This window comes from Actinokineospora spheciospongiae (genome assembly GCF_003182415.1).
Taxonomy (GTDB): Bacteria; Actinomycetota; Actinomycetes; order Mycobacteriales; family Pseudonocardiaceae; genus Actinokineospora; species Actinokineospora spheciospongiae.
In genome coordinates this window covers 368,272-392,281 of sequence record NZ_QHCP01000004.1, presented here as the reverse complement: position 1 = coordinate 392,281, position 24,010 = coordinate 368,272, and the positions used below count along the sequence as shown (strand labels likewise).

Here is a 24,010-nt window from a genome sequence, read left to right as displayed (position 1 = left end):
ATGTGAGTCGCGGTGACGAGGTGCGCCGGGTCCGGCGGGGGGCAGGCTTGGCGGTGAGCCCGGGGACCCGCCGGGTGCTGCTGGTCGTGCTCGGGGTGGTGGCGCTGGGGATCGGCGGGTGGGCCTACTTCGCCCCGGAAGCCTGGTACGGCTCCTTCCCCGGCTTCGGGTTGCGGTGGCTGCCGGTGCTCGGCCCCTACAACCAGCACCTGTCCTCCGACGTCGGCGCCCTCTACCTGGGTTTCGCCGTGCTGACCCTGCTCGCGGCGAGCAGGGCGGCCGACACCGCCCTGGTCCGGGCGACCGGCGCGGCCTGGTTGGTGTTCAACGTCTTCCACACCGCCTACCACCTGCGCCACCTGGACATGCACAGCGCCACCGACAACCTGCTCAACGCCGTGTCGTCGGGCGCGTTCCTCCTCATCAGCGCCGCGCTGCTCCTGCCGCTCCGGCGGGGTTCCGCGGCCACGGGGTGACCGCCACCCGGCGACCGGGTCGGCACCGCCTCCTAGCGGCGCAGCGTCGTGGGGCCGAGGGCGCTCTCCAGTTGCTCCCACCGCTTGACCAGGTCCGCCATCATGAGCATCAGGACCTCGGGGAAGGCGTGCAGGAAGCTCCGGTACCGGTAGTGGTCCAGGTAGAACACCAGGACCTCGTCGCTGAGGGCGGTGACCGAGGTGGTGCGGGCGTCGGCGAACAGGTCGTGGTGGCCGAGCAGGGCACCTCGGCCCAGGACCGCGCGGTCGTAGACGCCGCCGAAGTCGACCTCGACCTCGCCGCCGGCCACCAGGAGCACCCCGTGCGCGGCGTCGTCCTCGCGGCACAGGGAATCGCCCGCGGTGAACGGGATCTCGTCGAACATCGAGGCGAGGGTTTCCAATTCGGTGTCGGCCAGCGAGGTGAACAGCCGCACCCCGTGCGGGTCGGCGCTGTCCCGCAGGCACGCCACCCGTTCGGCCAGTTCCCGCTCGCCGACGTGCGCCATCCGCATCCGCGCGAAGCGCAGCACGCGGTCGGTATCGCGCGCCCGGCGGCGGGAGGTGCCCGCGTTCGGCGGGGTGTGGGTGGCGGCGTTCCCGCTGATCCGCGCCGCTTCGCGCAGGCCGGACTCGTAGGCGCTGTGCACGCACCCCCAGTGGTGGGGGTTGGTGCCCTCACCGGCGAAGAACAGCCGGTCGCCGACCGGTTCGGCGAGCGTGCCGATGTCCCTCGGTGAGGCGTCGACGCCGATGCAGGTGTAGGAACCCCTGGCGAAGGGGTCAGCGGACCACGCGGTGCGCGAGATGTGCTCGGGCGCGGGCACGCCCGCGCCGAAGACGTCCGCGACGATGGTGGTGGCGTAGGTGCGCACCTCCTCGTCGGACCAGGTTTCCAGCTCGCGGCCGAGCGAGGCGCCGAGCAGCATCACCAGGACCGGTGCGCCGTGGGACTTCCACATGCTGATGACGACCGTGGGGTGGCGGTCGGTGTCGCGGCACAGGTAGCCGAAGACGTACTGCTCCTTCGGCCAGAAGGGTTCCCGGTAGTGCAGGGCGATCTTGTTCAGGGTGCCGAAGCCCAACCGGGCGACCGCCGTCCGCTTGGCCTCGGGCAGCGGGGGCTCGAAGCGCACCGCGTCGGCCTTGAGCACCCCCAGCGGCAACGTCACCAGCACCTTGTCGGCCTCGAAACCACCCCGGTCGGTCGTCACCCGCACGGGCACGGCCCCCGTGTCGATCCGCGTGACCACGTGGCCCAGCCGGACGTCCAGCCCCTCGGCGAGGGCGTCGACGACCGACCGGTAGCCCTCGTGCAGGACGCTGTCGCCGTAGCCGTAGACCAGGTAGCCGTCCTCCCAGTGCTTCAGCGACAGCTTGTCGGGGTCCTCGGCGACGTCCTCGCGCAGGATCACGTTGAGGTGGTAGCGGACCGCCTGCTCGTCCTCGGGGGACAACCGGCGCTCGGCGAGGACCTGGCGCACGGCCTCGCCGAGCGGCGTGTCCGGGTGCCGCCCCCGGCGCGCGGCCTCGGCCCGCTGTTCGAGCTCGTGCAGCACGTCGTCGGCCAGTTCCCGGGTGCGGCTCTTGTGGCGGTGGCCCGCCGGGCGGTTGCCCGCGCCGAACAGGTCGAGGTTGTCGAACCCCCCGGTGTAGGCGCTGTCGCCACCGACGTAGCTGTGCGGGATGCCCAGGTCCTCCACCAGTTCGGTGATCGGGTTGCCGTCCGTGCCGTGAATCCAGTGCGCACCGAGGTCCACCCCGTGCCCGTCGGTCCAGATCCGCCCACCGACGCGGTCGCGCGCCTCCAGGACGGTGACGGGGTGGCCGAGTCCGCGCAGCGCCCGCGCCGCGGCGAGCCCGGCGATCCCGGCCCCCACCACCAGCACGCTGGGTGGACCATCGGTGTCGGCGTCGTGGGGCATGGCTCGATTGTCACGTGCTCGGCGGGGTCCCGACAGTCCCGGATCGTGTACTGGCGCCCGGCGGCGGGGTGCGCGGCGGCTCAGGCGCCCAGGACGAGCGCCCCCGCACCCCGCCCCGCGCCGACCAGCTCGGCGACCCGGGTCAGGCGGGGGTCCCCGGGTGCGACGTCGATCTGGAAGTGCGCCTCCCACGGGGTGGCGAACGTGCCGCCCCAGCGGACGACGCCCGCGCAGGACGCCACGATGTCGGCGATGACGGCGCGCTGGAACCCGGTCAGGTCACCGGTCGTGCCCGCCGGGTACCAGCCGGGGCGGATCGCGACCGCGGTGCCCGAGCCGAAGTTGCTGTCCGGGCCGCGCCGGGACAGGCCGGTGGCGCGGAAGCCGGTCACCTCGCCCGCGCGCAGCGCGTCGACCTCGTAGTGGTAGCGGCGGACGACGTGCACCAGGACCGCCTCCACCGCGCCCACCCGCAGCGCGACGCGCAGGTCGCTGCCGGGGACCGGGCGGGTCCACACGGCCCCGCCCGCGTCGGCGGACGACTCGACCGGCCAGCCGTTCGCACTGGTGGCACCGGTGCGCGGATCGTACGGGGCGCGCACCGGCGGCGCCGCGGGCGCGGCGGCGGCCGGGGTGGTGGACACCGCGCCCACCCCCGCCACCGCGGCGAGACCGACGCCCGCGCGCAACAGCGCCCGGCGGCCGAACACGGAGGTGGGCTCGGGTGCGGCGAGTTCTTCCGACATGACAGGGCCTTCCGGGTCGGGGACGGTTCACAACCACTGGGTGCAGCGCCAGAGCGACGGCCAGGCCAGCGCGAGGGTCCCCGGGAGCAGGACCAGCAGGCCACCCCAGGCCCACCTCCACCCCCACGGCACCTTCAACAGCAACGCCAAGCCGGAGTTGACCAGGTGGTACACCCCCGCGATCAACACCACGCCCACGCCGCCGACGACGGCGTCGACGCCCGGTTGCCCGGTGTACCGCCAGTCCGCGACCACCAGACCCGCCGGGACGAGCAGGCCCTGGCCGATCGCGTACACCAGGAGGATCAGCGGCACCAGCGCCAGGTGCCCGAGCAGCCAGTTGGCCACCGTGGCCGCCGCCCAGGCAGCCACCCGCCGAGCCCCGACCACGTTCCCCCGATCTCCCGCGCGTCACGAGCGCAGCGGCGCCTGGTACCTCTCGAAGATCCGGTACAGGTCCACCATGGCGACGCCGTAGCCGACGGAGCTGTTCGCGGTCCCGTTGTACCGGGCCATGATCCGCCTGCTGTCGTCCTCGGTGGTCAGCGGGTTCGGCCGGGCCACCCCGATGTCCGCCGCACCCCAGAGGTGCACCGCGGGGATGACGCCGACGTTGTACACCGGGTCGCCGTTGAGCTTCTGCCAGACCTCCCACAGGTCCGCGTCGGCGTCGGGGTTCCTCAGCGGACCGCCGATGACGCCCTGCCGGACGCAGTGGTTGGTGGCGGTGATCGCGGTGCGGGCGAAGACCTGCCCCAGCCCGGTGCTGGAGTCGGCCGGGCCGACCCCGGTGCCCTCGTGGTACTGCCGCACCAGCGCGTCGGCCGCGGGGTCCCCGACGTTGTAGGCGCGGTACTCCCACAGCAGCGGGCACTGGATGAGGGCCTTGCGCATGCGGTAGGACCGGGCCAGGCGGGTGATCAGCCAGTCCAGGGCGAGCACCACGTCCACGGCCTCGGTGGTGCTGTTCAGGGTGAGGGCCTGCCACCCGTCGCCACCGGTCTCCGGCACGCCCCGGCCCTCCAGGCAGGCGCGCACGTCGGCCAGCAGCGCGCCCCGCTTCGCCGGGTCGAAGCTGACGTCGAGCGCGCTGTCGGGGACCTCGGGGTCGTAGCCCGACTGGCCGGGGTCGCGACCGGAGGAGATGTTGTTGTCGATCTCGATGGCCCCGGCGCCCGACCCGACCGAGATGGTGGAGATCTGGTCGAACGCCCAGTTCGCGGGCATGGGGTAGCCGAGGTTGCCGGAGAACCCGGTGGACATGTCGGAGACGAAGCTGGCGTCGGCCAACCCCTCGGCCGCCACCCGGCCGCACACGTTGCGCGGGCCGTAGATCCCGACCCGGTACTCCGCACCGTACTGGGCCGCGGTCGCCGCGATCGCCCGGAAGTGCGGCAGGACGCTCTCGGTGACCTGGTGGTCCAGCGCGTCGAAGTCGACCGCGAAGTAGATCCGGGTGCCCGGCCGGTACCCGTGGTGGCGCGCCCGCTGCACCGCCGCCAGCGCGTCGGCCACGCCCTGCTGGTGGCTGAAGTAGTCCGCGGACCCGCCCAGGGTCTGGTAGATCGGGAACGAGTTGAGCCCGAACGACCGCAGCCGCTGCAACTCGCCGGGCTGGATCTGCTTGTTCAGCGAAGACCCCGGCGCGTTGGCCAGGTAGCGGCCCACCACCCGGTACCCCGCGGCGCGCAGGGCGACGGCCCGGTCCGCGGTGACCTCGGTGACGCAGTCGGCCGCGGTCCCCCGCCGGGTCGCGTCCCCGGTGGACACCAGCAACGACGCCCAGGTGGCGAAGTCCCCGGTGCCGGTCACCGGCAGCGCGACGAAGGACTGGAAGCCCCGGACCGCCGCGGCGAGGTCGCTGCCGAACGCGGTCGTGAACACCACCCCGGGCCGCTGGTTGAAGATCAGCGCGGCGCTGAACAGCGACACCCAGGTGCCGGTGCTGCCGGTGGCGAGCGGGTGCGCCCGGATGCCGTCCCTGGTGCCGGGCCCGAAGACCCCGTTGGCCACGTCGTCGCCCATCCCGATCTCGTACTGGATCGCGTACACCAGCGCCCTCTGCACGTCCCGCGAGAAGTGGCCGTCGCACGGGATGATGAAGAAGTTGCGGCGCGCCTGGTGGCGGCCGTTGAGCCACTGCTGCACGGACCGGATCTGCTCCCCGCCGCCGGGGAGGGTCACGTAGGCGTCCATGGTCAGCAGCGCCTTGAACACCTTCGGGGTGACACCGTCGCCCGGATGGGCGACGGACACGCCCATGTCCTGCTTGAGGCGGGTGACGGCGGCCGAGACCCGGGAGTTGAAGGTGCCGTCGATGTTGCCGCCGTCGTACCCCTTGCAGTACAGGGCGGACTGCACGATCCGGTAGGCGTTCGCGTGCCTGGTGCCCGCGTCGATCACCGGGAACCGCGATTGCAGCGCCGCCAGCGTGGTGGGCCCGAAGCTGTCGGACAGGGCGGTGATGCCCAGTTCGTACTGCAACGCGCGGGTGAGCGCGTACATCACCGGCCACCCGGTCTTGCCGTTCTCCGCCACCTTCGGAATCCCGGCCACGGAATAGGAGTTGATGAACCGCTGCGCCCGGACAACCATCTCGTCGACCACGCCACAGACCTCCCCGCCGCCCCTCGGACGGCAATGCGGACGCGCGCCGCCGAACGCGCGGGCGAAAAGCCCGCGGCGCACGCACCACGCGAATGGAATCCCCACAACGAGCCGGCCCCGCCGGCGGTCGAAGACCGGGCCGCGGCCCCCGCCCGCGACTCCCGGCCACTCCCCAGTGTCGAAAACATGCTAGCCACAGCCGGAGAACGTTGTCGAGCAACAACAGACCCGGCACGCGGAACCTTCACGGGAAAAGCACGGAATCACCACGGGAACACCTGTCCGGGATTGACAAGAATGCGAGCACGCGTCCATTCGCCGAAGACGATTGGACTTGTCGGACGCTGTCGGCGGACACCGCCGCAGTGTGATCCTTCCCGAGCCCGCACCGTGTGCGGGTCCTGGGAGGAGTCAACGATGAGCACCCATTCCCGAAGATCACTCGGACGGCTGGTCGCCGTGGCGGCGCTGGTGGTCGGCGCCACCGGGGCCGTCGCGGCACCCGCTGTCGCCGGACCCGCGGCACCCGCGCCCGTGGCCTGGGGGCCGTGCGCGTACGAGGACCTGGTCAGCCTGCCCGCCAACGAGGTGCTGCGCTACTCCTGCGCGCGGTACCCGGTCCCCATCGACCCGGCCCGGCCACAGCTCGGCACGGTGGAGCTGGCGCTGATGCGCCGGGCCGCCGACAACCCGGACACCCGGATCGGGGCGCTGTTCCTCAACCCCGGCGGCCCGGGCGGCAGCGGCTACGCGCTGCCCAAGGCCATGAAGAGCTACCTCTCCCCCGACGTGCTGTCCCGGTTCGACCTGATCGGGTTCGACCCGCGCGGGGTGGGACGCAGCTCGCCCGTGCGCTGCTTCACCACCCAGGAGGACCTCGACGCCCTCAACGCGCGCATCTCCGCGATCCCGCTCACCGAGGAGCAGGAGCGCAGCACCAACGCCGCCTACGGCGACTACGGCCGGGCCTGCGCCCAACTCGGCGGGCCGCTGCTCAACCACATGTCCACCGAGCACGTCGCCCGCGACCTGGACCTGCTGCGGGCCGGGGTCGGCGACGCGTAGCTGAACTTCCTCGGGTTCTCCTACGGCACCCTCATCGGGGCGACGTACGCCAACCTGTTCCCGCAGAACGCGCGGGCGATCGTCATGGACGGCAACGTCGACCCCCGGCTGCGCACCACCAACGGCCTGGAGTACGACCGGCAGCGCACCGAGAGCTTCGAACTGGTGCTGGACGAGGTGTTGACCCAGTGCGACCTGGCGGGCCCGGCGGCGTGCGCGTTCAGCGGCGACGCCAAGGCCAAGTTCACCGAACTGCGGGAAACCGCCGAGCGGGAGGGCACCCTGCGCTTCCCGGCGCTGAGCCCGGACTGGCGGATGACGTTCGAGGCGTTCACCAACTTCATGTCCAGGGCCCTCTACAACCAGACGGTCGACCTGCCGACCGTGGCGATCCTCCTGCAATCCGCCCACGACGCCCTGCACCCGAGCGGGACCCAGGCCCGGACAGCCGCCACACCCGCGATCACCCTGCCCGCCAACGCCTTCGACCCCGTCGTCGACGCCCTCCCGGACTCCCCCTACACCGGCGACGACTCCTACGCCGCGGTGAACTGCGCGGACAAGCCGTTCCTGCACTGGCCCGGCCTGGTGCCCCCGATCGCCGACGCGTGGGACCGCGCCATGCCCACCTTCGGCCGCGGCCTGGCCTGGGGTGACCCGGGGGTCTGCGTGCAGTGGCCGTTCGCCGCGCGCTGGGCCGACCGGTACACCGGTCCCTGGAACCGCCGCACCCCGAACCCGGTGCTGCTGGTCAACAACACCCACGACCCGGCGACCCGGTACACCTTCGCGCAGCGCATGTCCACCCAACTGGGCAACGCCCGCCTGGTGACGGTCGAGGCGATCGGCCACACCATCCTCGGCCGCAGCGACTGCGCCGACCGGATCGCCACCGACTACCTGATCAACCTCGCGGTCCCGGCGAAGGGGACCGTGTGCCAGCCGGACGAACAGGCTTTCCCTGCGCCGTGACCACCGGCCGGACGGCGGCCCGGGTGCTCCCCGATCCGCCGTCCGGCAGCGGTTCGTTGTCCGGTAGCGGTCTGCGGTCCGGCAGTGGTCCGCCGTCCGGCAGCGGTCCGCCCGCTGCGGTGATCGGTCCCCCGGATATCTTTATAGTTGATAGCTAATAGCTGCATTCTTGGACGGACTGGTGCTTTGCCGTCTTCGAGCCTGATGGGCAGGGGCAACGCCGGAATGGCGTGGCGGAACGGGTTCCGACGTTGCCCGCCACCGCCGGGGCGGCGACGGGCAACGGGTCAGACGCGGCTGCGCAGGCGGGAGACCAGGGCGGTCACGGACCGGCGGTTGCGCTTGGACAGCCTGCCATCGGCGGCATCGGCGATGATCGCGTCCACCGTCTCGGCGGCGTCGGCCTTGTTGGTGCCGATGCCGCCGGTGGGGCCGCGCTTGATCCAGCCGACGACGTACTCCCCCGGCCTGCCCGCCACCCGCCCGTCGGCGTTCGGGATGGTGCCGGTCAGCTCGTCGAACGGCAGGCCGGGCACGGGGGTGCCGTGGTAGCCGACCGACCGGATGACCTGGTCGGCGGCGATCTCGACCATGCCGTCGGCACCGGAGACGCGCAGCCCGCGCACCCGGGTGTCCCCGAGCGCCTCGAAGGGCGCGGAGTGGAAGCGGAGCACGATGCGCCTGCGGCCGGGCGCGGGTGGGGCGGACCAGTCGACGGCCTCCTGGGCCACCCCGCGCAGCAGCGCCGCCTTGTCGGGAGGAGCCGCTTCGGCGATGGTCCGCACCGTGCGGGGGTCTTCGGAGTCGACGACCACGTCGACGTCGTCCCGGGCGAGGAGGGCGATCAGCTCCGCGCGGGTGTAGGCGGCGTCCTCCGGGCCCCGGCGGGCGAGGAGGACGACCTCGCGGACCTTGCTCTCGCGCAACCGGGTCAGCGCGGCGGAGGCGATGGACGTCTCCGCCAACGCGTCCGGGTCGGCGGTGAGGATGCGCGCCACGTCCACCGCGACGTTGCCGTTGCCCACCAGGACCACGCGCTCGGCGGACAGGTCGACCGCGTCCCCGGCGACGTCCGGGTGGCCGTTGTACCAGGCCACGACGGAGGTGGCGGCCAGGCTGCCGGGCAGGTCCTCGCCGGGGATGCCGAGGGTGCGGGCCGAGGAGGCGCCGACGGCGTAGACGACCGCGTCGTACCGCGCCGCCAGGTCCGCCGCCGTGACGTCCCGACCCACCTCGACGCCCAACCGCAGTCGCAGCCTGGGGTGGCTGTGGAAGCGGGCGAACGCCTCGCCGATCTTCTTCGTGGCCGGGTGGTCCGGTGCGACGCCGAACCGCACCAGGCCACCGGCGACGGACAGCCGGTCGATCAGGGTGATGCGCGCGTTGGTGCGCAGCAGCAGGTCCTGAACGGCGTACATGCCCGCCGGACCGGTCCCCACGACCGCCACCTCCAGCGGCGCGGGGTTGCCGGGGATCGTGCGCTCGAACGTCGGCGGCCCCCACGGGTGCAGGTTCGGCGTGGCGGCCTCCGCGATCACGTCCCGGCCCGCGAAGTACTCGGCGTTGATCCCGGCGTAGACCTGCAGCGGCCCGGTCAGGGCGGCGACCGGGAAGATCGCGTCCACCGGGCACGCGTCGACGCACGCGCCGCAGTCGATGCACGTCCCCGGGTCGATGTAGAGCATGTCGGTGCTGCCGAAGTCGGGCTCACCCGGTGCCGGGTGGATGCAGTTGACCGGGCACACCGAGACGCAGGACGCGTCGTTGCAGCAGGTCTGGGTGATCGCGAAGGCCATGGCTCAGATCAGGTTCGCGCGCTTGTAGAAGACGGTGGCGGCGCGGGTGAGCAGGCCCGCGGAGTGCAGGAACTCCATCAGCCCGGCGCAACTGGAGCGCAGCATCGCCTTGTGGTGCTCGTTGACCTTGGCCTCGCGGCGGGCCCGCTCGGCGTCGAGGCCCGCGTTGGCGTAGATGTCCTCGTTCCACATGCTCGTGACGATGGCGTAGGCGGCGATCGCGACCACGAGGGCGTTGAACTGCTTGCGCGCCCAGCCCGCGCCCGCCAGCCGCTCCTTGGTCTCCTGCCTGGCGAACTTCATGTGCCGGGATTCCTCGACCACGTGGATGTTGTTGATGGTGCGCACGAACGGCACCACCCGCTCGTCGCGCATCCAGTCGCGCTGCATGACGTCGAGGACCTCTTCGGCGACCAGGATCGCGGCGTAGGCGGCCTCCCCGAAGGCGAGGGTCTTGAACCCGCGGCCGAGTTCCACGATGACCCGGCGCGGCCGGTAGGCGGGGGCGCCCAGCTTGGCGGCGCCGCGGGCGAACATGATCGAGTGCCTGCACTCGTCGGCGATCTCGGTCAGCGCCCACTGGAACGCGGGGTCGGTCGGGTCCTTGGCGTAGAAGTCCCTGAGCACCATCTGCTGCAGGATCATCTCAAACCAGATGCCGGTGCTGGCGACCGACGCCGCCTCGTGGCGGGTCAGCTCGCGCTGCTGCTCGGGGGTCATCTCGTCCCAGTACGAGGTGCCGTACAGGGTGCTCCACTCCGGGCTCGCGCCGTGGAAGGCGGTGTCGAGCGGGGTCTCCCAGTCGACCTCCTCCACGGGGTCGTAGGACGAGGTGCGCGCGGAGTCCAGCAGCGTGCGAGCGACGGCCTGCCGGTCCGGCGCGAACACGTCCGTGCGGCCACGAGGATCGACGCTGGTCATGGGGCCTCCTGACGTCATGGAGAATGTTACCCGAGGTTACTGTTACCCAAGGTAACACACCTGACGCCAGGGCCGCACGGGTAATCTTCCCTGCTCGCGCGGGTTGGTCAACACCCTCTTCCACCGGGTGCCCCACCCGGCTCGGACTTACACCACCTCGCGGGCCACGGCGGGTGGGCCGCGCGTGGCCGCTGTGCTGATTCCGCCGGTGGCGTAAGCGGGGCCCGACACCCGGTGGCGGCCCTACCTTGGTCGCATGGACCCCCTGATCACGGGTACGGCGGCGGGCGTGCCGTTCACCGCGCTGCCGCCCGCGGGCGGTGGTGCCGCGCCGCTGGTCGTCAGTTGGCACATGATGGACCCGCCGAGGTCGGACGCCGCGTTCGCCGCCGCGCTGCCGATGCTCGACCTGCCCGCCTGGCGGGTGCACCTGGGCATGCCGATGTGCGGGGCGCGCATGGTCGACGGGAGCACGGACGCCATCGTGGCGCTGATGCGCGAGGACGCCCTGATGTCGTTCCTGCACCCGTTCGTCCGGCAGGCGGCCGGGGAGTTCCCGGCCGCGCTGGAAGCGATCCGCGAGCAGTTGCCGGTCGGCGGCGGCCCGATCGGGGTGCTCGGCGGCTCGCTGGGCGGGGCCGTCGCGCTGCGGGTGCTCGCCGAGACCGACATCCCGGTCGCGGCGGGCGCTGTCGTGAACGCCGCCATCCGGATGCGGTCCGTCGTGGACCTCTTCCCGGGCGAGTACCGGTACGACGCCGAGTCCACAGAGGTCGTCGACGGCTTGGACTTCGTCGCCGAGGCGGGGGCGATCGCCGGTCGCGCGCCGCTGCTGGTCGTCAGCGGCGAGCTGGACCACCCGGCACTGCGGGCCGACGCGTTCGACCTCGTCGACGCCGTGGGGGGAGGTGCCGAACTGCTGTCGATCCCCGGGTTGGCGCACCCGCTCGCCGAGGAGCCCGGCATCGAACCCGCGCCGCAGCAGCCGCAGGCACGCGAGGTGGACGCGGGCCTGACCGCCTGGTTCCGGCGTCACCTGCCTGTGGGCCCGCAGGACTGACGGCTCGACCTCACCGCGCGCGCAGCCGGTCCAACGCGGACCGGCTGGCGACGTCGGCCGCGCGGCAGATCATCAACCGCTGGTCCGGGTCCTGCACCGGCACCAGCACCTCGAAGTCCAACGCGATCACCCCGACGTCGGGGCGCCGCACCACCTTGAGCCCCCGCCCGCTGACCTTGACGTCCCGCTCGGCCCACAGCCGCGCGAACTCCTCGTGGTGGGTGGTCAACTCGGTGATGAGCCCGGTCAACGCCCGGTCCTCCGGGTGCGCGGCCCACGCGGCGCGCAGGTAGGCGATGCCCTGCCGCACGACGTGCTCGCGGTCGTCGTGGAACCGGCTCACCTCCGGGTGCAGCAGGCACAGCCACATCGCGTTGCGCTGCGACGGCGGCAGGGTGCCGAAGTCCACCAGCAGCGCCGCCATCTCGCTGTTCCAGGCGAGGATGTCGAAGCGGTGGTTCATCAGCATGGCGGGCAGCGGCGACAGGTCCGCGACCAGCCGGGCCAGGGGCGGCGCCGCGGCGGTGGCGGGCCGGTCGGCGGTGCGGGGGCGCTGGTGGGCCAGGTCGAACAGGTAGGCGCGTTCGTCGGGGGCCAGGCGCAGCGCCCCGGCCAGCGCCTCCACCACGTCCGCCGAGGGCCGCAGCCCGCGGGCCTGCTCCAACCGCACGACGTAGTCGACGCTGACCCCGGCCAGTTCGGCGACCTCCTCGCGGCGCAGCCCGGGGGTCCGCCGGGACCGCCCGCGCGGGGGCAGGTCGAAGTCGCGCGGGTCCAGGCGTTCGCGCCGGGTCCGCAGGAACGCGGCCAGCTCCCGCGCCGGGTCGATCGTGCGGGTCGTCATGCCCGGTCCAACAGCGTGGGTGGGACTGCTCTTCCCAGGAAGTCCTCTCCCTTATCCCCGGGTCGCGGCGGTCGCAGACTCGGTCCCGACAGCGGATCACGAGCACAGGAGGACACGATGTCGCTCACCCTGGACAGCTACCGGCTGCTGGGCCGCTCCGGGCTGCGGGTCTCACCGCTGGCGCTGGGCACGGCGACCTTCGGCACCGAGTTCGGCTGGGGTGCGGAGAAGGACGAGGCGCGCAAGCTGTTCGACACCTACGTCGAGCGCGGCGGGAACTTCATCGACACCGCCAACACCTACACCGGCGGCAGCGCCGAACGCTGGCTGGGCGAGTTCACCCGGGACGACCGCGAGGGCCTGGTGCTGGCCACGAAGTACACGACGCTGCGCAGGCCCGGCGACCCGAACTCCACGGGGAGCCACCGCAAGAGCCTGTTCGCGTCGGTGGAGACCAGCCTGCGGCGGTTGGGCACCGACTACCTCGACCTGCTCTACCTGCACGTGTGGGACTTCACCACACCCGTCGAGGAGATCCTGCGCGGCCTGGACGACCTGGTCCGGCAGGGCAAGGTGCTGTACGTGGCGATGTCCAACGCCCCGGCCTGGGAAGTCTCGCGCATGCAGGCGATCGCCGACCTGCGCGGCTGGTCGCCGCTGGTCGGGTTGCAGGTCGAGTACAACCTCCTCAACCGGGCCGCGGAGCGCGACCTGATCCCCATGGCCAGGGCGGTGGGGCTGGGGGTGACCCCGTACTCGCCGCTGGCGGGCGGCCTGCTGACCGGCAAGTACAGCCGCGCCGACCTGACCGCGGCGGACACCGGGGAGGGCACCCGCAGGAGCTTCAACGCGGGCCTGGGCATGATCAACGAGCGGAACCTGGGGATCGCCGATGCCGTGCGGGAGGTCGCCGCGGAGCTGGGTCACACCCCCGCCCAGGTCGCGCTGGCCTGGACCCTGGGCAACCCGGACGTGGTGGCACCGGTCATCGGCGCCCGCACCCCCGAGCAACTGGAGGGGAACCTGGGCGCCCTGGGGGTCGACCTCACCGCCGCCCACCTGGCCCGCCTCGACGAGGCCAGCGCCATCGACCTCGGCTTCCCGCACGACCTGTTGGCCAGTGACCACATCCGCACCGTGATGAGAGGGGACCTGAAGATCGAGAGCCGCCGCTGACAGCCTGCCGGGACCGTGCGGGCGGCGACAGGTGGGGCGAGCCACCGGGCTGTTGCGGGGGTCTGCCCCATCGCCCGCAGGGCCGCCGGTTCCTACCTTCGACACCACCTACGAAGGGGGTTCTGGTGCGTCGAGTGGCGGTGGCCGCGGCTGTGGTGCTGACGGTGGGGGCGGTGGTGGGCGTTCCCCCGGCCCTGGCGGGGTCGGGGGATGCGGGGGTGGTCTGGCACGGGTGCGCGACCGGACCGGACGACCCGCTGGGCGCGGCGTTGGACGAGGCGGGCGCGCAGTGCGGTCGGGTGCGCGTCCCGGTGGACTACCGGCAGCCGCGCGGGCGGTCGATCGACATCGCGCTGGCGCGGGTGCGGGCGACCGACCCGGCGCGGCGACGGGGTGTGCTGGTGGTCAACCCGGGCGGGCCGGGGGTGCCGGGGATGGAGCAGGTGCTGCTGGCCGGGGCGGTGCCGGAGGTCGCCGCGCGCTACGACTTCGTCGGGGTGGACCCGAGGTTCGTCGGGCGCAGCGCGCCGCTGCGCTGCGACTGGGACACCGACACCTTCCTGCGGTCGGCCGGTCCGGACCGGCGGACGTTCACCGAGAGCGCGGACCTGGCCCGGCGGCTCGCGGCGGGCTGCGCCACCGACCGCGACCTGCTGCCCTTCGCCTCGACCCGCAACACCGCCCGGGACCTCGACCTCGTCCGGCAGGCGCTCGGCGAGGAGCGGATCTCCTACCTCGGGGTGTCCTACGGGACCTACCTGGGCGCGGTGTACCTGCAACTGTTCGGCGCGCACGCCGACCGGTTCGTGCTGGACTCCGCGGTCGACCCCACCGTCTATGGACCCGGTCTGCTGCGCCGCAGCGCCCCCGCCATCACCGCCGCGCTGCGGAACTGGGCGGGCTCGGCGGCGGCCCGCGAACTCGGTGCCGACACCGACGCGGTCCTGGCCACCGTCAACCGGGTCGACCAGGCCGCCACCCGGCGACCACTTCGCGTCGGACAGTACTCAGTGGACGGACATGTCCTGCCCTACCTGCTGCTCGCAGGTCTCTACGACGACAGCCCCGAGGCGCAGGCCGACCTCACCGCCACCGTTCGCACGCTCGACGCGGCGGCCCGGGGGGTCGACGTCACCCCGCCACCGGCCCTGGACCGCACCTTGGCCGGTGTCCTCACCGGTGCGGGTCCGGCCACCGACCGGGCTGGCACGCCCATCCTGTGCGCCGACCGGGCCGTGTCCCGCGACCCGGCCACCTACTTCCGCGACATCCAGGCCCACCGCGCCGACGAACCGCTGTTCGGTCCGCTGACCCGCAACACCACCCCGTGCGCGTTCTGGCCGGTGCGCCCGGTCGAACCGCCCACGACCATAAACACCGGCGCCCCGGTCCTGGTCGTCGGCGCCGACGGTGATCCCGTCACCCCGCACGCGGGGCAGCTCGCCCTGCACCGCGCCCTTCCCGGTTCCCGCCTGGTGACCCTGCGCGGTGCGTTCCGCCACGGCGTCTACCTGGCCGCGGGCAACACCTGCGTCGACACGGCGGTGCGGGACCACCTGCTCGGCGGAGCACTCCCCGCGACGGACCTGACCTGCGGCTGAACAGGCGGTTTAGGTCCGGCGGATGCGCCACGACGCCCGGCCCGGGTGAACCGGGCCGGGCGTCGTGGGCGGTCGGGATGGGTGGTCGGGGTGGGTCAGTCGGCGAGGGTCAGGACCACGGCGGCGCGGGCGCGCATGCCGTCGTCGTCGCGGTCGTCGTCGTCACCGTCGTCGTCGCCGCAGGCGGCGAGCAGCGGGAGCAGTCCGAGAACGGCCGTGGCCGCCAGCATGCGCAGCGAGCGGCGGGTGGTGTCGGGTGCCATGGTGTGCTTCCCATCCTCAGCGGACATACCGGTCACTCCTCCCATACCCCCTCCGGCGCGCGCTCAAGCACCGCACGCACGACAGTGGCCGGTCACCGCCCGTGCGCGGGCGGTGACCGGCCACCGGTCGCTCAGCCCGCGGTCACCGGGGCGGGCAGCGCCGCGACGATGTCGACCACGCGGTCCTTCGCGTCGCCGAAGAGCATCTGGGTGTTCTCGCGGAAGAACAGCGGGTTCTGCACCCCGGCGTAACCCGAGGCCATCGACCGCTTGAACACCACGACGTTGCGCGCCTCCCACACGTGCAGGACCGGCATGCCCGCGATCGGGCTGGCCGGGTCCTCCGCCGCGGACGGGTTGACCGTGTCGTTCGCGCCGATCACCAGGACCACGTCGGTGTCGGCGAGGTCGTCGTTGATCTCGTCCATCTCCAGGACCACGTCGTAGGGGATGTTCGCCTCGGCCAGCAGCACGTTCATGTGCCCGGGCAGGCGCCCGGCCACCGGGTGGATGCCGAAGCGGACCTCGACGCCCTGGGCGCGCAGGCGGCGGGTCATCTCCGCCACCGGGTGCTGGGCCTGGGCGACGGCCATGCCGTAGCCGGGGGTGATCACGACCGTGCGCGCGGAGGTGAGCATCTCGGCGACCCCGGCCGCGTCGATCTCGCGGTGCTCGCCGTCGACCTGGGCGGCGCCGGACGCGGTCGGGGCGCCGAAGCCACCGGCGATCACGGAGATGAACGAGCGGTTCATCGCCTTGCACATGATGTAGGACAGGTAGGCACCGGAGGAGCCGACCAGCGCGCCGGTGATGATCAGCAGGTCGTTCGACAGCAGGAAGCCCGCGGCGGCGGCCGCCCAGCCCGAGTAGCTGTTGAGCATCGACACCACGACCGGCATGTCACCGCCGCCGATGGAGGCGACCAGGTGCAGGCCGAGCAGCAGCGCCACCACCGTGACCACGCCGAGCACCCACACCGCGGGCCGCACCACGAACACGACCGTGAGCACCGCGAAGGCGACGAGGGCCAGCAGGTTGAGCACGTGGCGGCCCGGGAGCTGCAACGGGGAGGAGTTGATCCGGGCGGAGAGCTTGAGGTAGGCGATGATCGACCCGGTGAAGGTCACCGCGCCGATGAACACCCCGATGACGACCTCGGCGTGGTGCACCCCCAGCAGCGATCCCGTCAGCCCGTCCTCGGCGCCGTGGTCGAGGTAGCCGTTCCACCCCACCAGCACCGCGGCCAGGCCGACGAAGCTGTGCATGAGGGCGATCAGCTCGGGCATGCCGGTCATCTCGACGACCTTGGCCCGCCACAGGCCGATGGCGGCCCCGACGACCAGTGCGATCACCAGCACCAGCAGGCCGGTCGCCCCGGAGTCCAGGTTCGCGGCGACCGCGGCCACCAGCGCGATGGTCATGCCCGCGATGCCCGTGCGGACGCCGGTGCGCGCGGTCTCGTGCTTGGCCAGCCCGGCGAGGCTGGCCAGGAACAGCAGCGCGGCCAGGAGGTAGGCCGCGGTGGTCAGTGTCTGTGCGGTCACCGGTCAGCTCCTCGAGAACATGTTGAGCATCCGCCGGGTGACGGCGAAGCCACCGACGATGTTGATGGTGGTGAGCAGGACGGCGGCGCCCGACAGCCCGGTCACCAGGGCGTCGCCGGTGCCGATCTGCAGCAGCGCGGCCACCACGATGATCCCGGAGATGGCGTTGGTGACCGACATCAGCGGCGTGTGCAGCGCGTGGTGCACGTTGCCGATCACGTAGAAGCCGATGACGACCGCGAGCGCGAAGACGGTCAGGTGACCGGCCAGCGGCGCGGGCGCGACCGAGGTGATCCCGAACAGCACCAGCGCGCCGAGCACGGCACCCGCGGCGCGCAGCCACGGCCGCCGGACCGGCTCCTCCTTCGCGGTGGCCGCGACGGCGGGCGCCGCGGCGGCGGCGGCCGGGGACGCGGTGACCGACACCGGGGGCGGCGGCCACAGGACCTGGCCCCCGTGCGCGACGGTCATCCCGCGCTGCACCACGTCGTCCAGGTCGAGGGTCAGCCGACCGTCCTTGCCCGGGGTGAGCAGGCGCAGCAGGTTGACCACGTTCGTGCCGTAGAGCTGCGAGGCCTGCGCCGGGAGCCGCCCGGGCAGGTCGGTGTAGCCGATGAGCGTGACCCCGTTGTCGGTGACGACGACCTCACCGGCCACGGTGCCCGCGACGTTGCCGCCCTGCGCGGCGGCCATGTCGACGACCACGCTGCCCGGCTTCATCGAGGCGACGTGCTCGGCGGTCAGCAGGCGCGGGGCGGGCCTTCCGGGGATGAGCGCGGTGGTGATGACGATGTCGACGTCGGCGGCCTGCTCGGCGTAGATCTCCGCCGCGCGCCGGTTGTAGTCCTCGGAGGTGGCCTTGGCGTAGCCGTCGGTGCCCATGTCCTGGACGACGTCGACGGCGAGGTACTCCCCGCCGAGGGAGCGGACCTGGTCGGCGACCTCCGGCCGGGGGTCGGTCGCGCGGACGATGGCGCCCAGGCTGTTGGCCGCGGCGATGGCGGCCAACCCGGCCACGCCGACCCCGGCGACGAGCACCTTGGCCGGGGGCACCTTGCCCGCCGCGGTCACCTGGCCGGTCAGGAAGCGGCCGAAGGCGTGGGCGGCCTCGATCACCGCGCGGTAACCGGCGATGTTGGCCATCGAGCTGAGCACGTCCAGCGACTGGGCGCGGGAGATCCGCGGCACCGCGTCCATGGCCAGCGCGGTGACCCCCTGCTCGGCCAGCACCGCGACCCGGTCGGGTTCGAGTGCGGGCGCGAGCATGGAGATCGACGTGGCACCCGCGCGCAGCCGCCGGATGTCCTCGGCCGGGGGCGGGTTGATCCCGATGACGACGTCGGCGTCCCACACCGGGCCGTCGACCACCTCGGCGCCCGCGTCGCGGTAGGCTTGGTCGTCGAACCCCGATCGCGTGCCCGCCCCGGACTCGACGGTGACCTGGTAGCCCAGCCCCAGCACCTTCCCGACGGTGTCCGGGGTCAGTGCCACCCGGGTTTCGGCCTTCTCGGTCTCGGCCCGGACCCCGACGCTCGGCGCGGCGCCCGCGGTCGGTTCACTGTCGTTCACACGATCTCCTCTCACGCCGGTGCGCGGCGCCGGATGGGTCAGCCCCGGTGCGGGGCGTGTCGATCGCTGCGGGTGCGCGATCCCACCGTAGGGAGGGAAGGTACCGCGAAAACCGGCCGTTTCTGGATATGGCGATGCTCGCACCGGAGCGGAATCAAGCCGTTCCGAAGAGTGGGAACCGCATCGGTGAATCCGTTCCGGCACCGCCGCGCGGCGGATCGGCCCACCGGTTCCGGGCGGGACGCGGATTTGCCCGGCCGCGCTTTTGTCACCTCGGCGCGCACGCTTTCGGCCAACACGCCGACAGTTCTGCGCCCTGTGCTGCCGCATCCCGGCGGGCAGGGCGACCCCGGGGTCCGCGTGGCCGATTTCATCTCGTCACCGCGGGTGCGCGACGCGGGCGACCGGTGGGTGGTGATCGGCATGTCAACGGTGGACGCCACCGGGGGGTTCCGCGCGGTCCGGACGCGGCACAGGACGTCCGTCACATTGACTCGGGGGTCACGCGGCAGTATTCGGCTCATCGTCCCCGGTGGTCGCGCCGCGGTGAAGGGGCGCCACGTCCCACGTGGACGGTCCGGGGTCACGGTTCGCCGGGTACCGCCGGGCGGGTGATGGCGGCCAGGACGAGGCCGCGGATCTCCTCGGCGATGGCGGCGGTGTCCAGGGGCGGGTCGTGCGCCTGCCACTCCCGCAGCAGGCCGGTGATGGCACCGACGACGGCGTAGGCAGTGAGGCGGTAGTCGCGGTCGGGGGCGTCGCCGCGGGTGGCGGCCAGGCGGGCTTCCGACTCGATGAAGTCGGCCCAGCGGCGGACCCACTCCTGGTGCTGCCGGTCCAGGTCGGCGCTCACCCCGACGGCCTCGACGTAGTTCAGGCGCGGCAGGCGCGGGTCGGCGGTGATGCCCGCGATGAAGGTGTCGATCAGGACCCGCACCCTGGTCGCGGTGCTCGCGCCCGCCACCTCGGTGAGCCTGCCGCCGACCCGGCGCAGCGCCTCGGCGTTGATCCGGTCGTGCAGGGTGAGCAGCACCCGCTCCTTGGCCGGGAACTCCTCGTAGAAGTTGCGGGTGGACACCCCGGCCAGCGTGCACAGGTCGACGATCTTCGTCTGCTGGTAGCCGCGCGCGGTGAACAGTTCCAGCGCGGCCACCAGCAGCCGGGCCCGGCGCTGGGCGCGGCGGTCGTCGGCGGAGACGCCCCCGTAGGCGCGCCTGGGCGGGGTGGTCACCGGTGCTCCCGTTCCCCGACCGGGACAAAGTGGTAATCGGACTTGTCGCTTCGGCGGTGCGGACCTAGGTTTCCGAAAATCGGAGTTTCCACAATACCGGAGGCACCATGGTCCGCCGATCCGCCCTGGTCTCGTCCCTGGTCGCGCTCGCGTTGTTCACCTCCGGGCCCGCGCCCGTGGCGGGCGCCGCCGAGCCCCTGCCGGTGCCGTCGCAGGACGCCTTCTACACCCCGCCCGCCCCGCTCCCCGCCGGTTCACCGGGTGACGTGCTGCGCAGCAGGCGGGTCGACTGGCACCCCGAGCCGTTCCGCGTCCTGCCCGCGCCGGTGGACGCCCACCAGGTCCTGCACCTGTCCACTTCGGCCACGGGCGCGCGCATCGCGGTGTCGGCCACGGTCCTGGTGCCGCCGGACGCCTGGCCCGGTCCCGGCCCGCGCCCGGTCGTCGCCTACGCCATGGGCACGCAGGGACTCGGCGACCAGTGCGCGCCGTCCTACCACCTGCGGGCGGGCACGGAGGTGGAGATCGCGTTCCTGGCGCAGGCTCTGCTGAAGGGCTGGGCGGTGGTCGTCACCGACTACGAGGGCCTGGGCACCCCGGGCACGCACACCTACGCGGTGGGCCGGTCGGAGGGCCACGCGCTGCTCGACGCGGCCCGCGCCGCCACCCGGCTGCCGGAGGCGGGCCTCGACCGGTACGCCCCGATCGGCGCCTTCGGCTACTCCCAGGGCGGGCAGGCCGCCGCCTGGGCTGGTGAGTTGCAGCCGACCTACGCGCCCGAGCTGAACCTGGTCGGGATCGCCGAGGGTGGCGTGCCGTCGGACCTGAACGAGGTCGCCGCGTTCAACGACGGCAACCTGGGTTCCGGTCTGCTGGTCGCGGCCGCCGTGGGCTACGCCGCCGCCTACCCCGAATTGCCGTTCGCCGACCAGCTCACCCGGCGTGGCAAGGACCTCACCGCCAAGGTGCGGGACGCCTGCGTCGCCGAACTCGCCCTCGCGGCGCCGTTCACCCGGCTCAACGACCTCACCACAACCCCCGACTTGATCGACTCCCCCGCCTGGCAGGCCCGGCTCGCCGAGAACCGGCTGGGCACCACCGCACCCACGGCGCCGGTGTACCTGTACCACGGCACGCTCGACGAACTGATCCCGTACGCGGCGGCGGAAGCACTGCGCGACCGCTACTGCGCGCGCGGCGCCGACATCCAGTGGACGCCGATCCCGCTCGCCGGGCACATCACCGCCGTCTCGGTGTGGGGCACCGCCGCGCTGAACTGGCTCGGCGACCGCTACGCGGGCAAGCCGACCCGACCGTCCTGCTGATCCCGCGAGCGGGGTGATCACAGCAGGGGGGTGATCACCCCGCCCGGCGCGGGTCCGCCCGGACGCCGACGAGCCCGGCCGATCCACGGGGATCGGCCGGGCTCGTCGGGTGGATCAGGCTCAGGCGAGGTCGAACCGGTCGAGGTCCATGACCTTGGTCCACGCCTTGGTGAAGTCCGCGACGAACTTCTCCTGGGCGTCCTGGCTGGCGTAGACCTCGGCGAGGGCGCGCAACTGGGAGTTGGAGCCGAAGACGAGGTCGACCGCGGTGGCGGTCCACTTCACCTCGTCGGTGGCCGCGTCCCGGATCTCGTAGGTGTTCTCCTGCGACTCCGACGCCTTCCACCTGGTGCCCGGGGACAGCAGGTTGGCGAAGAAGTCGTTGCTGAGCACACCGGGCCGGTCGGTGAGCACACCGTGCTCGGCGCCGCCCACGTTGGCCCCGAGGGAGCGCAGACCGCCGACGAGCACGGTCATTTCCGGCGCCGTCAGGTCGAGCATGTAGGCGCGCTCGACCAGCAGCACCTCCGGCTGGAGCTTCTCACCGGGGCGCAGGTAGTTGCGGAAGCCGTCGGCGCGCGGCTCCAGGACGGAGAACGACTCGACGTCGGTCTGCTCCTGGGTGGCGTCGGTGCGACCCGGGTGGAACGGCACGGTCGTCTCGACACCCGCGTCGCGGGCCGCCTTCTCGACCGCGGCCGAACCGGCCAGCACGATCAGGTCGGCGAGGGAGATCTTCGCGCCGCCCGCGTCGTTGAACTCCCGCTGGATGCCCTCCAGGGTCTCCAGGACCGTCGCGAGCTGTTCGGGCTGGTTGACCTCCCAGCCGCGCTGGGGCTCCAGGCGGATGCGGGCGCCGTTGGCGCCGCCGCGCTTGTCCGTGGCGCGGAAGCTCGCCGCGGAGGCCCAAGCGGTGGAGACCAACTGGGCGGTGGTGAGGCCGGAGTCGAGGACCTTCGCCTTGAGCGCGGCGATGTCGGACTCGCCGACGAGGTCGTGGTCCACGGCGGGCACCGGGTCCTGCCAGAGCTGCGGCTCGGCCACCCACGGGCCCAGGAAGCGGCTGACCGGACCCATGTCGCGGTGCAGCAGCTTGTACCAGGCCTTGGCGAACGCCAGGGCGAACTCCTCGGGCTTCTCCAGGAAACGGCGGGAGATCTTCTCGTACGCCGGGTCCACGCGCAGCGACAGGTCCGTCGTGAGCATGGTCGGCTTGTGCTTCTTGGCCGGGTCGAACGGGTCCGGGATGATCTCCTCGGCGTCCTTGGCGACCCACTGCTTGGCGCCGCCGGGGCTGGTGGTCAGCTCCCACTCGTGGCCGAAGAGGATCTCGAAGAAGCGGTTGCTCCACTGCGTCGGCACGTCGGTCCAGGTGACCTCGAGACCGCTGGTGATCGTGTCACCGGCCTTGCCGCTGCCGTGGGTGCTCAGCCAGCCCAGGCCCTGCGCCTCCAGCGGGGCGCCCTCGGGCTCGGGGCCGACGTGGTTGTCGGCGACACCGGCGCCGTGGGTCTTGCCGAAGGTGTGGCCACCGGCGATGAGGGCGACGGTCTCCTCGTCGTTCATCGCCATCCGGCCGAAGGTCTCCCGGATGAAGTGCGCCGCCGCGGCGGGGTTCGCGTTGCCCCGGGGACCCTCCGGGTTGACGTAGATGAGGCCCATCTCGGTCGCGCCGACGTCCTCGGCCATCTCCGAGTCGCTGACGTAGCGCTCGTCGCCCAGCCAGGTGTCCTCGGGACCCCAGAAGATCTCCTCGGGCTCCCAGACGTCCTCGCGGCCGAAGCCGAAGCCGAAGGTCTTGAAGCCCATCGACTCCAGGGCCACGTTGCCCGCGAGCACGAGCAGGTCGGCCCAGGACAGCTTCTGGCCGTACTTCTGCTTGACCGGCCACAGCAGCCTGCGCGCCTTGTCCAGGTTGGCGTTGTCGGGCCAACTGTTGAGCGGGGCGAAGCGCTGACCGCCGTCGCCCGCGCCGCCGCGGCCGTCGTGGATGCGGTAGGTGCCCGCGGCGTGCCAGCTCATGCGGATCATCAGGCCGCCGTAGTGGCCGAAGTCGGCGGGCCACCAGTCCTGCGAGGTGGTGAGCACCTCGGTGATGTCGCGCTTGAGGGCCTCGACGTCGAGCTTGGCGAACTCCTCGGCGTAGCTGAAGTCCGGGCCGAGCGGGTTGCCCTTCGACGAGTGGGCGTGCAGCACCGACAGGTCGAGTTGGTTGGGCCACCAGTCCTTGTTGGTGTGCGGGCGGCCCGAGGTCTTCGGGGTCGGCGAGTCGATCGCCGGGTTCTCGCTCTCGCTGCCGTGGGCGGTCACCGAGTCGTGCGCGACCGGGCAGCCGGCCGCCGCCTTCTCGTCCACGCCCTGAGCGCTGGTGGGGGGCGTTGCCCTGGGGTCGCTCATCTGCGTCCTTCCGAACTTGCGCTGGCTGTACTGGTGTTCTATCGGCTGTGCTGGTGTTCTATCGGGTTGTGCGTCCGGCCGAGCAGTCGGGGCAGGTGCCCCAAAAGACGACCTCCGCCTCGTCGACCGCGAAGCCGTGGTCGTCCGAGGCGGTGAGACAGGGGGCGTGGCCGACGGCGCACTCGATGTCGGCGATCGCGCCGCAGGAGCGGCACACGACGTGGTGGTGGTTGTCGCCCACCCGGGACTCGTAGCGGGCGGTGGTGCCCGCGGGCTGGATGCGGCGGATCAGACCGGCGTCGGTCAGCGCGCGCAGGACGTCGTAGACCGCCTGGTGGGACACGGTCGGGTGCTGGACCCGCACCAGCGCGATCACCGTGTCGGTGTCGACGTGCGGGTGGTCGCGCAGCGCGGTGAGCACCGCCAGCCTGGGTCGGGTCACGCGCAACGAGACCGCCCGCAGCTGAGCCTCGAAGTCGGACGTCACACGGC

The 24,010-nt window shown here is 72.6% G+C and carries 20 protein-coding genes; 7 read left to right on the top strand and 13 right to left on the bottom strand.

What is annotated here, in order from left to right; translation table 11 throughout:
- Positions 1-2: 2 nt before the first annotated feature.
- Positions 3-476, top strand: coding sequence for a hypothetical protein (locus DFQ13_RS12785; protein WP_219994397.1), 474 nt, complete (start codon positions 3-5; stop codon positions 474-476).
- Positions 477-508: 32 nt separating this feature from the next.
- Here DFQ13_RS12785 and DFQ13_RS12780 read toward each other — a convergent pair whose 3' ends face one another.
- From DFQ13_RS12780 to DFQ13_RS12765, 4 genes are all read right to left on the bottom strand, one after another.
- Positions 509-2,401, bottom strand: a complete 1,893-nt coding sequence (locus tag DFQ13_RS12780) for an FAD-dependent oxidoreductase (protein ID WP_110079947.1) — start codon at positions 2,399-2,401, stop codon at positions 509-511.
- Between the two features lie 80 nt (positions 2,402-2,481).
- Complete coding sequence (locus tag DFQ13_RS12775) at positions 2,482-3,147, bottom strand: hypothetical protein (protein ID WP_110079946.1); 666 nt, start codon at positions 3,145-3,147, stop codon at positions 2,482-2,484.
- Between the two features lie 27 nt (positions 3,148-3,174).
- Positions 3,175-3,519 (bottom strand): hypothetical protein, encoded by a 345-nt coding sequence (locus DFQ13_RS12770; protein WP_110079945.1) that lies wholly within the window; start codon positions 3,517-3,519, stop codon positions 3,175-3,177.
- Positions 3,520-3,558: 39 nt separating this feature from the next.
- Positions 3,559-5,754, bottom strand: a complete 2,196-nt coding sequence (locus DFQ13_RS12765) for a glycoside hydrolase domain-containing protein (protein WP_110079944.1) — start codon at positions 5,752-5,754, stop codon at positions 3,559-3,561.
- Positions 5,755-6,171: 417 nt separating this feature from the next.
- On the opposite strand from DFQ13_RS12765, the gene DFQ13_RS35800 reads away from it, so the two are divergent.
- Both DFQ13_RS35800 and DFQ13_RS35795 read left to right on the top strand, forming a co-directional pair.
- On the top strand, positions 6,172-6,819 hold the full coding sequence (locus DFQ13_RS35800; protein ID WP_325050927.1) for a hypothetical protein: 648 nt from the start codon (positions 6,172-6,174) through the stop codon (positions 6,817-6,819).
- Between the two features lie 84 nt (positions 6,820-6,903).
- Positions 6,904-7,791 carry an alpha/beta hydrolase gene (locus tag DFQ13_RS35795; protein ID WP_233438401.1) on the top strand — a complete coding sequence of 296 codons (888 nt, stop codon included), beginning with the start codon at positions 6,904-6,906 and terminating at the stop codon, positions 7,789-7,791.
- A 287-nt stretch (positions 7,792-8,078) separates the two neighbouring features.
- Here DFQ13_RS35795 and DFQ13_RS12755 read toward each other — a convergent pair whose 3' ends face one another.
- Both DFQ13_RS12755 and DFQ13_RS12750 read right to left on the bottom strand, forming a co-directional pair.
- Positions 8,079-9,587, bottom strand: a complete 1,509-nt coding sequence (locus tag DFQ13_RS12755) for an FAD-dependent oxidoreductase (protein WP_110079943.1) — start codon at positions 9,585-9,587, stop codon at positions 8,079-8,081.
- A gap of 3 nt (positions 9,588-9,590) precedes the next feature.
- Positions 9,591-10,508, bottom strand: a complete 918-nt coding sequence (locus tag DFQ13_RS12750; protein ID WP_110079942.1) for an AurF N-oxygenase family protein — start codon at positions 10,506-10,508, stop codon at positions 9,591-9,593.
- A 256-nt stretch (positions 10,509-10,764) separates the two neighbouring features.
- Between DFQ13_RS12750 and DFQ13_RS12745 the strand changes: the two genes are divergently transcribed.
- Positions 10,765-11,568 carry an alpha/beta hydrolase gene (locus DFQ13_RS12745; protein WP_110079941.1) on the top strand — a complete coding sequence of 268 codons (804 nt, stop codon included), beginning with the start codon at positions 10,765-10,767 and terminating at the stop codon, positions 11,566-11,568.
- Between the two features lie 10 nt (positions 11,569-11,578).
- Here DFQ13_RS12745 and DFQ13_RS12740 read toward each other — a convergent pair whose 3' ends face one another.
- Positions 11,579-12,412, bottom strand: coding sequence for a helix-turn-helix transcriptional regulator (locus tag DFQ13_RS12740; protein WP_110079940.1), 834 nt, complete (start codon positions 12,410-12,412; stop codon positions 11,579-11,581).
- A gap of 117 nt (positions 12,413-12,529) precedes the next feature.
- On the opposite strand from DFQ13_RS12740, the gene DFQ13_RS12735 reads away from it, so the two are divergent.
- Positions 12,530-13,588, top strand: a complete 1,059-nt coding sequence (locus tag DFQ13_RS12735) for an aldo/keto reductase (protein ID WP_110079939.1) — start codon at positions 12,530-12,532, stop codon at positions 13,586-13,588.
- A gap of 125 nt (positions 13,589-13,713) precedes the next feature.
- Positions 13,714-15,189, top strand: a complete 1,476-nt coding sequence (locus tag DFQ13_RS12730) for an alpha/beta hydrolase (RefSeq protein ID WP_233438380.1) — start codon at positions 13,714-13,716, stop codon at positions 15,187-15,189.
- A 95-nt stretch (positions 15,190-15,284) separates the two neighbouring features.
- Here the strand turns inward: DFQ13_RS12730 and DFQ13_RS12725 are convergent, their stop codons facing one another.
- From DFQ13_RS12725 to DFQ13_RS12710, 4 genes are all read right to left on the bottom strand, one after another.
- Complete coding sequence (locus tag DFQ13_RS12725) at positions 15,285-15,479, bottom strand: hypothetical protein (protein WP_110079937.1); 195 nt, start codon at positions 15,477-15,479, stop codon at positions 15,285-15,287.
- 104 nt (positions 15,480-15,583) lie between these two features.
- Complete coding sequence (gene pntB / locus DFQ13_RS12720) at positions 15,584-16,996, bottom strand: Re/Si-specific NAD(P)(+) transhydrogenase subunit beta (RefSeq protein ID WP_110079936.1); 1,413 nt, start codon at positions 16,994-16,996, stop codon at positions 15,584-15,586.
- A gap of 3 nt (positions 16,997-16,999) precedes the next feature.
- Entirely contained in the window at positions 17,000-18,565 is a 1,566-nt protein-coding gene (locus DFQ13_RS12715; protein WP_267897650.1) for a Re/Si-specific NAD(P)(+) transhydrogenase subunit alpha, read from the bottom strand.
- A 583-nt stretch (positions 18,566-19,148) separates the two neighbouring features.
- Entirely contained in the window at positions 19,149-19,796 is a 648-nt protein-coding gene (locus tag DFQ13_RS12710) for a TetR/AcrR family transcriptional regulator (protein ID WP_110079934.1), read from the bottom strand.
- Between the two features lie 107 nt (positions 19,797-19,903).
- Here DFQ13_RS12710 and DFQ13_RS12705 point away from each other — a divergent pair, with 107 nt between their 5' ends.
- Positions 19,904-21,121, top strand: coding sequence for a lipase family protein (locus DFQ13_RS12705; RefSeq protein ID WP_110079933.1), 1,218 nt, complete (start codon positions 19,904-19,906; stop codon positions 21,119-21,121).
- A 120-nt stretch (positions 21,122-21,241) separates the two neighbouring features.
- Here the strand turns inward: DFQ13_RS12705 and katG are convergent, their stop codons facing one another.
- Complete coding sequence (katG, locus tag DFQ13_RS12700; RefSeq protein WP_110079932.1) at positions 21,242-23,518, bottom strand: catalase/peroxidase HPI; 2,277 nt, start codon at positions 23,516-23,518, stop codon at positions 21,242-21,244.
- 58 nt (positions 23,519-23,576) lie between these two features.
- Positions 23,577-24,005 (bottom strand): Fur family transcriptional regulator, encoded by a 429-nt coding sequence (locus DFQ13_RS12695; protein ID WP_110079931.1) that lies wholly within the window; start codon positions 24,003-24,005, stop codon positions 23,577-23,579.
- Positions 24,006-24,010: the final 5 nt, after the last annotated feature.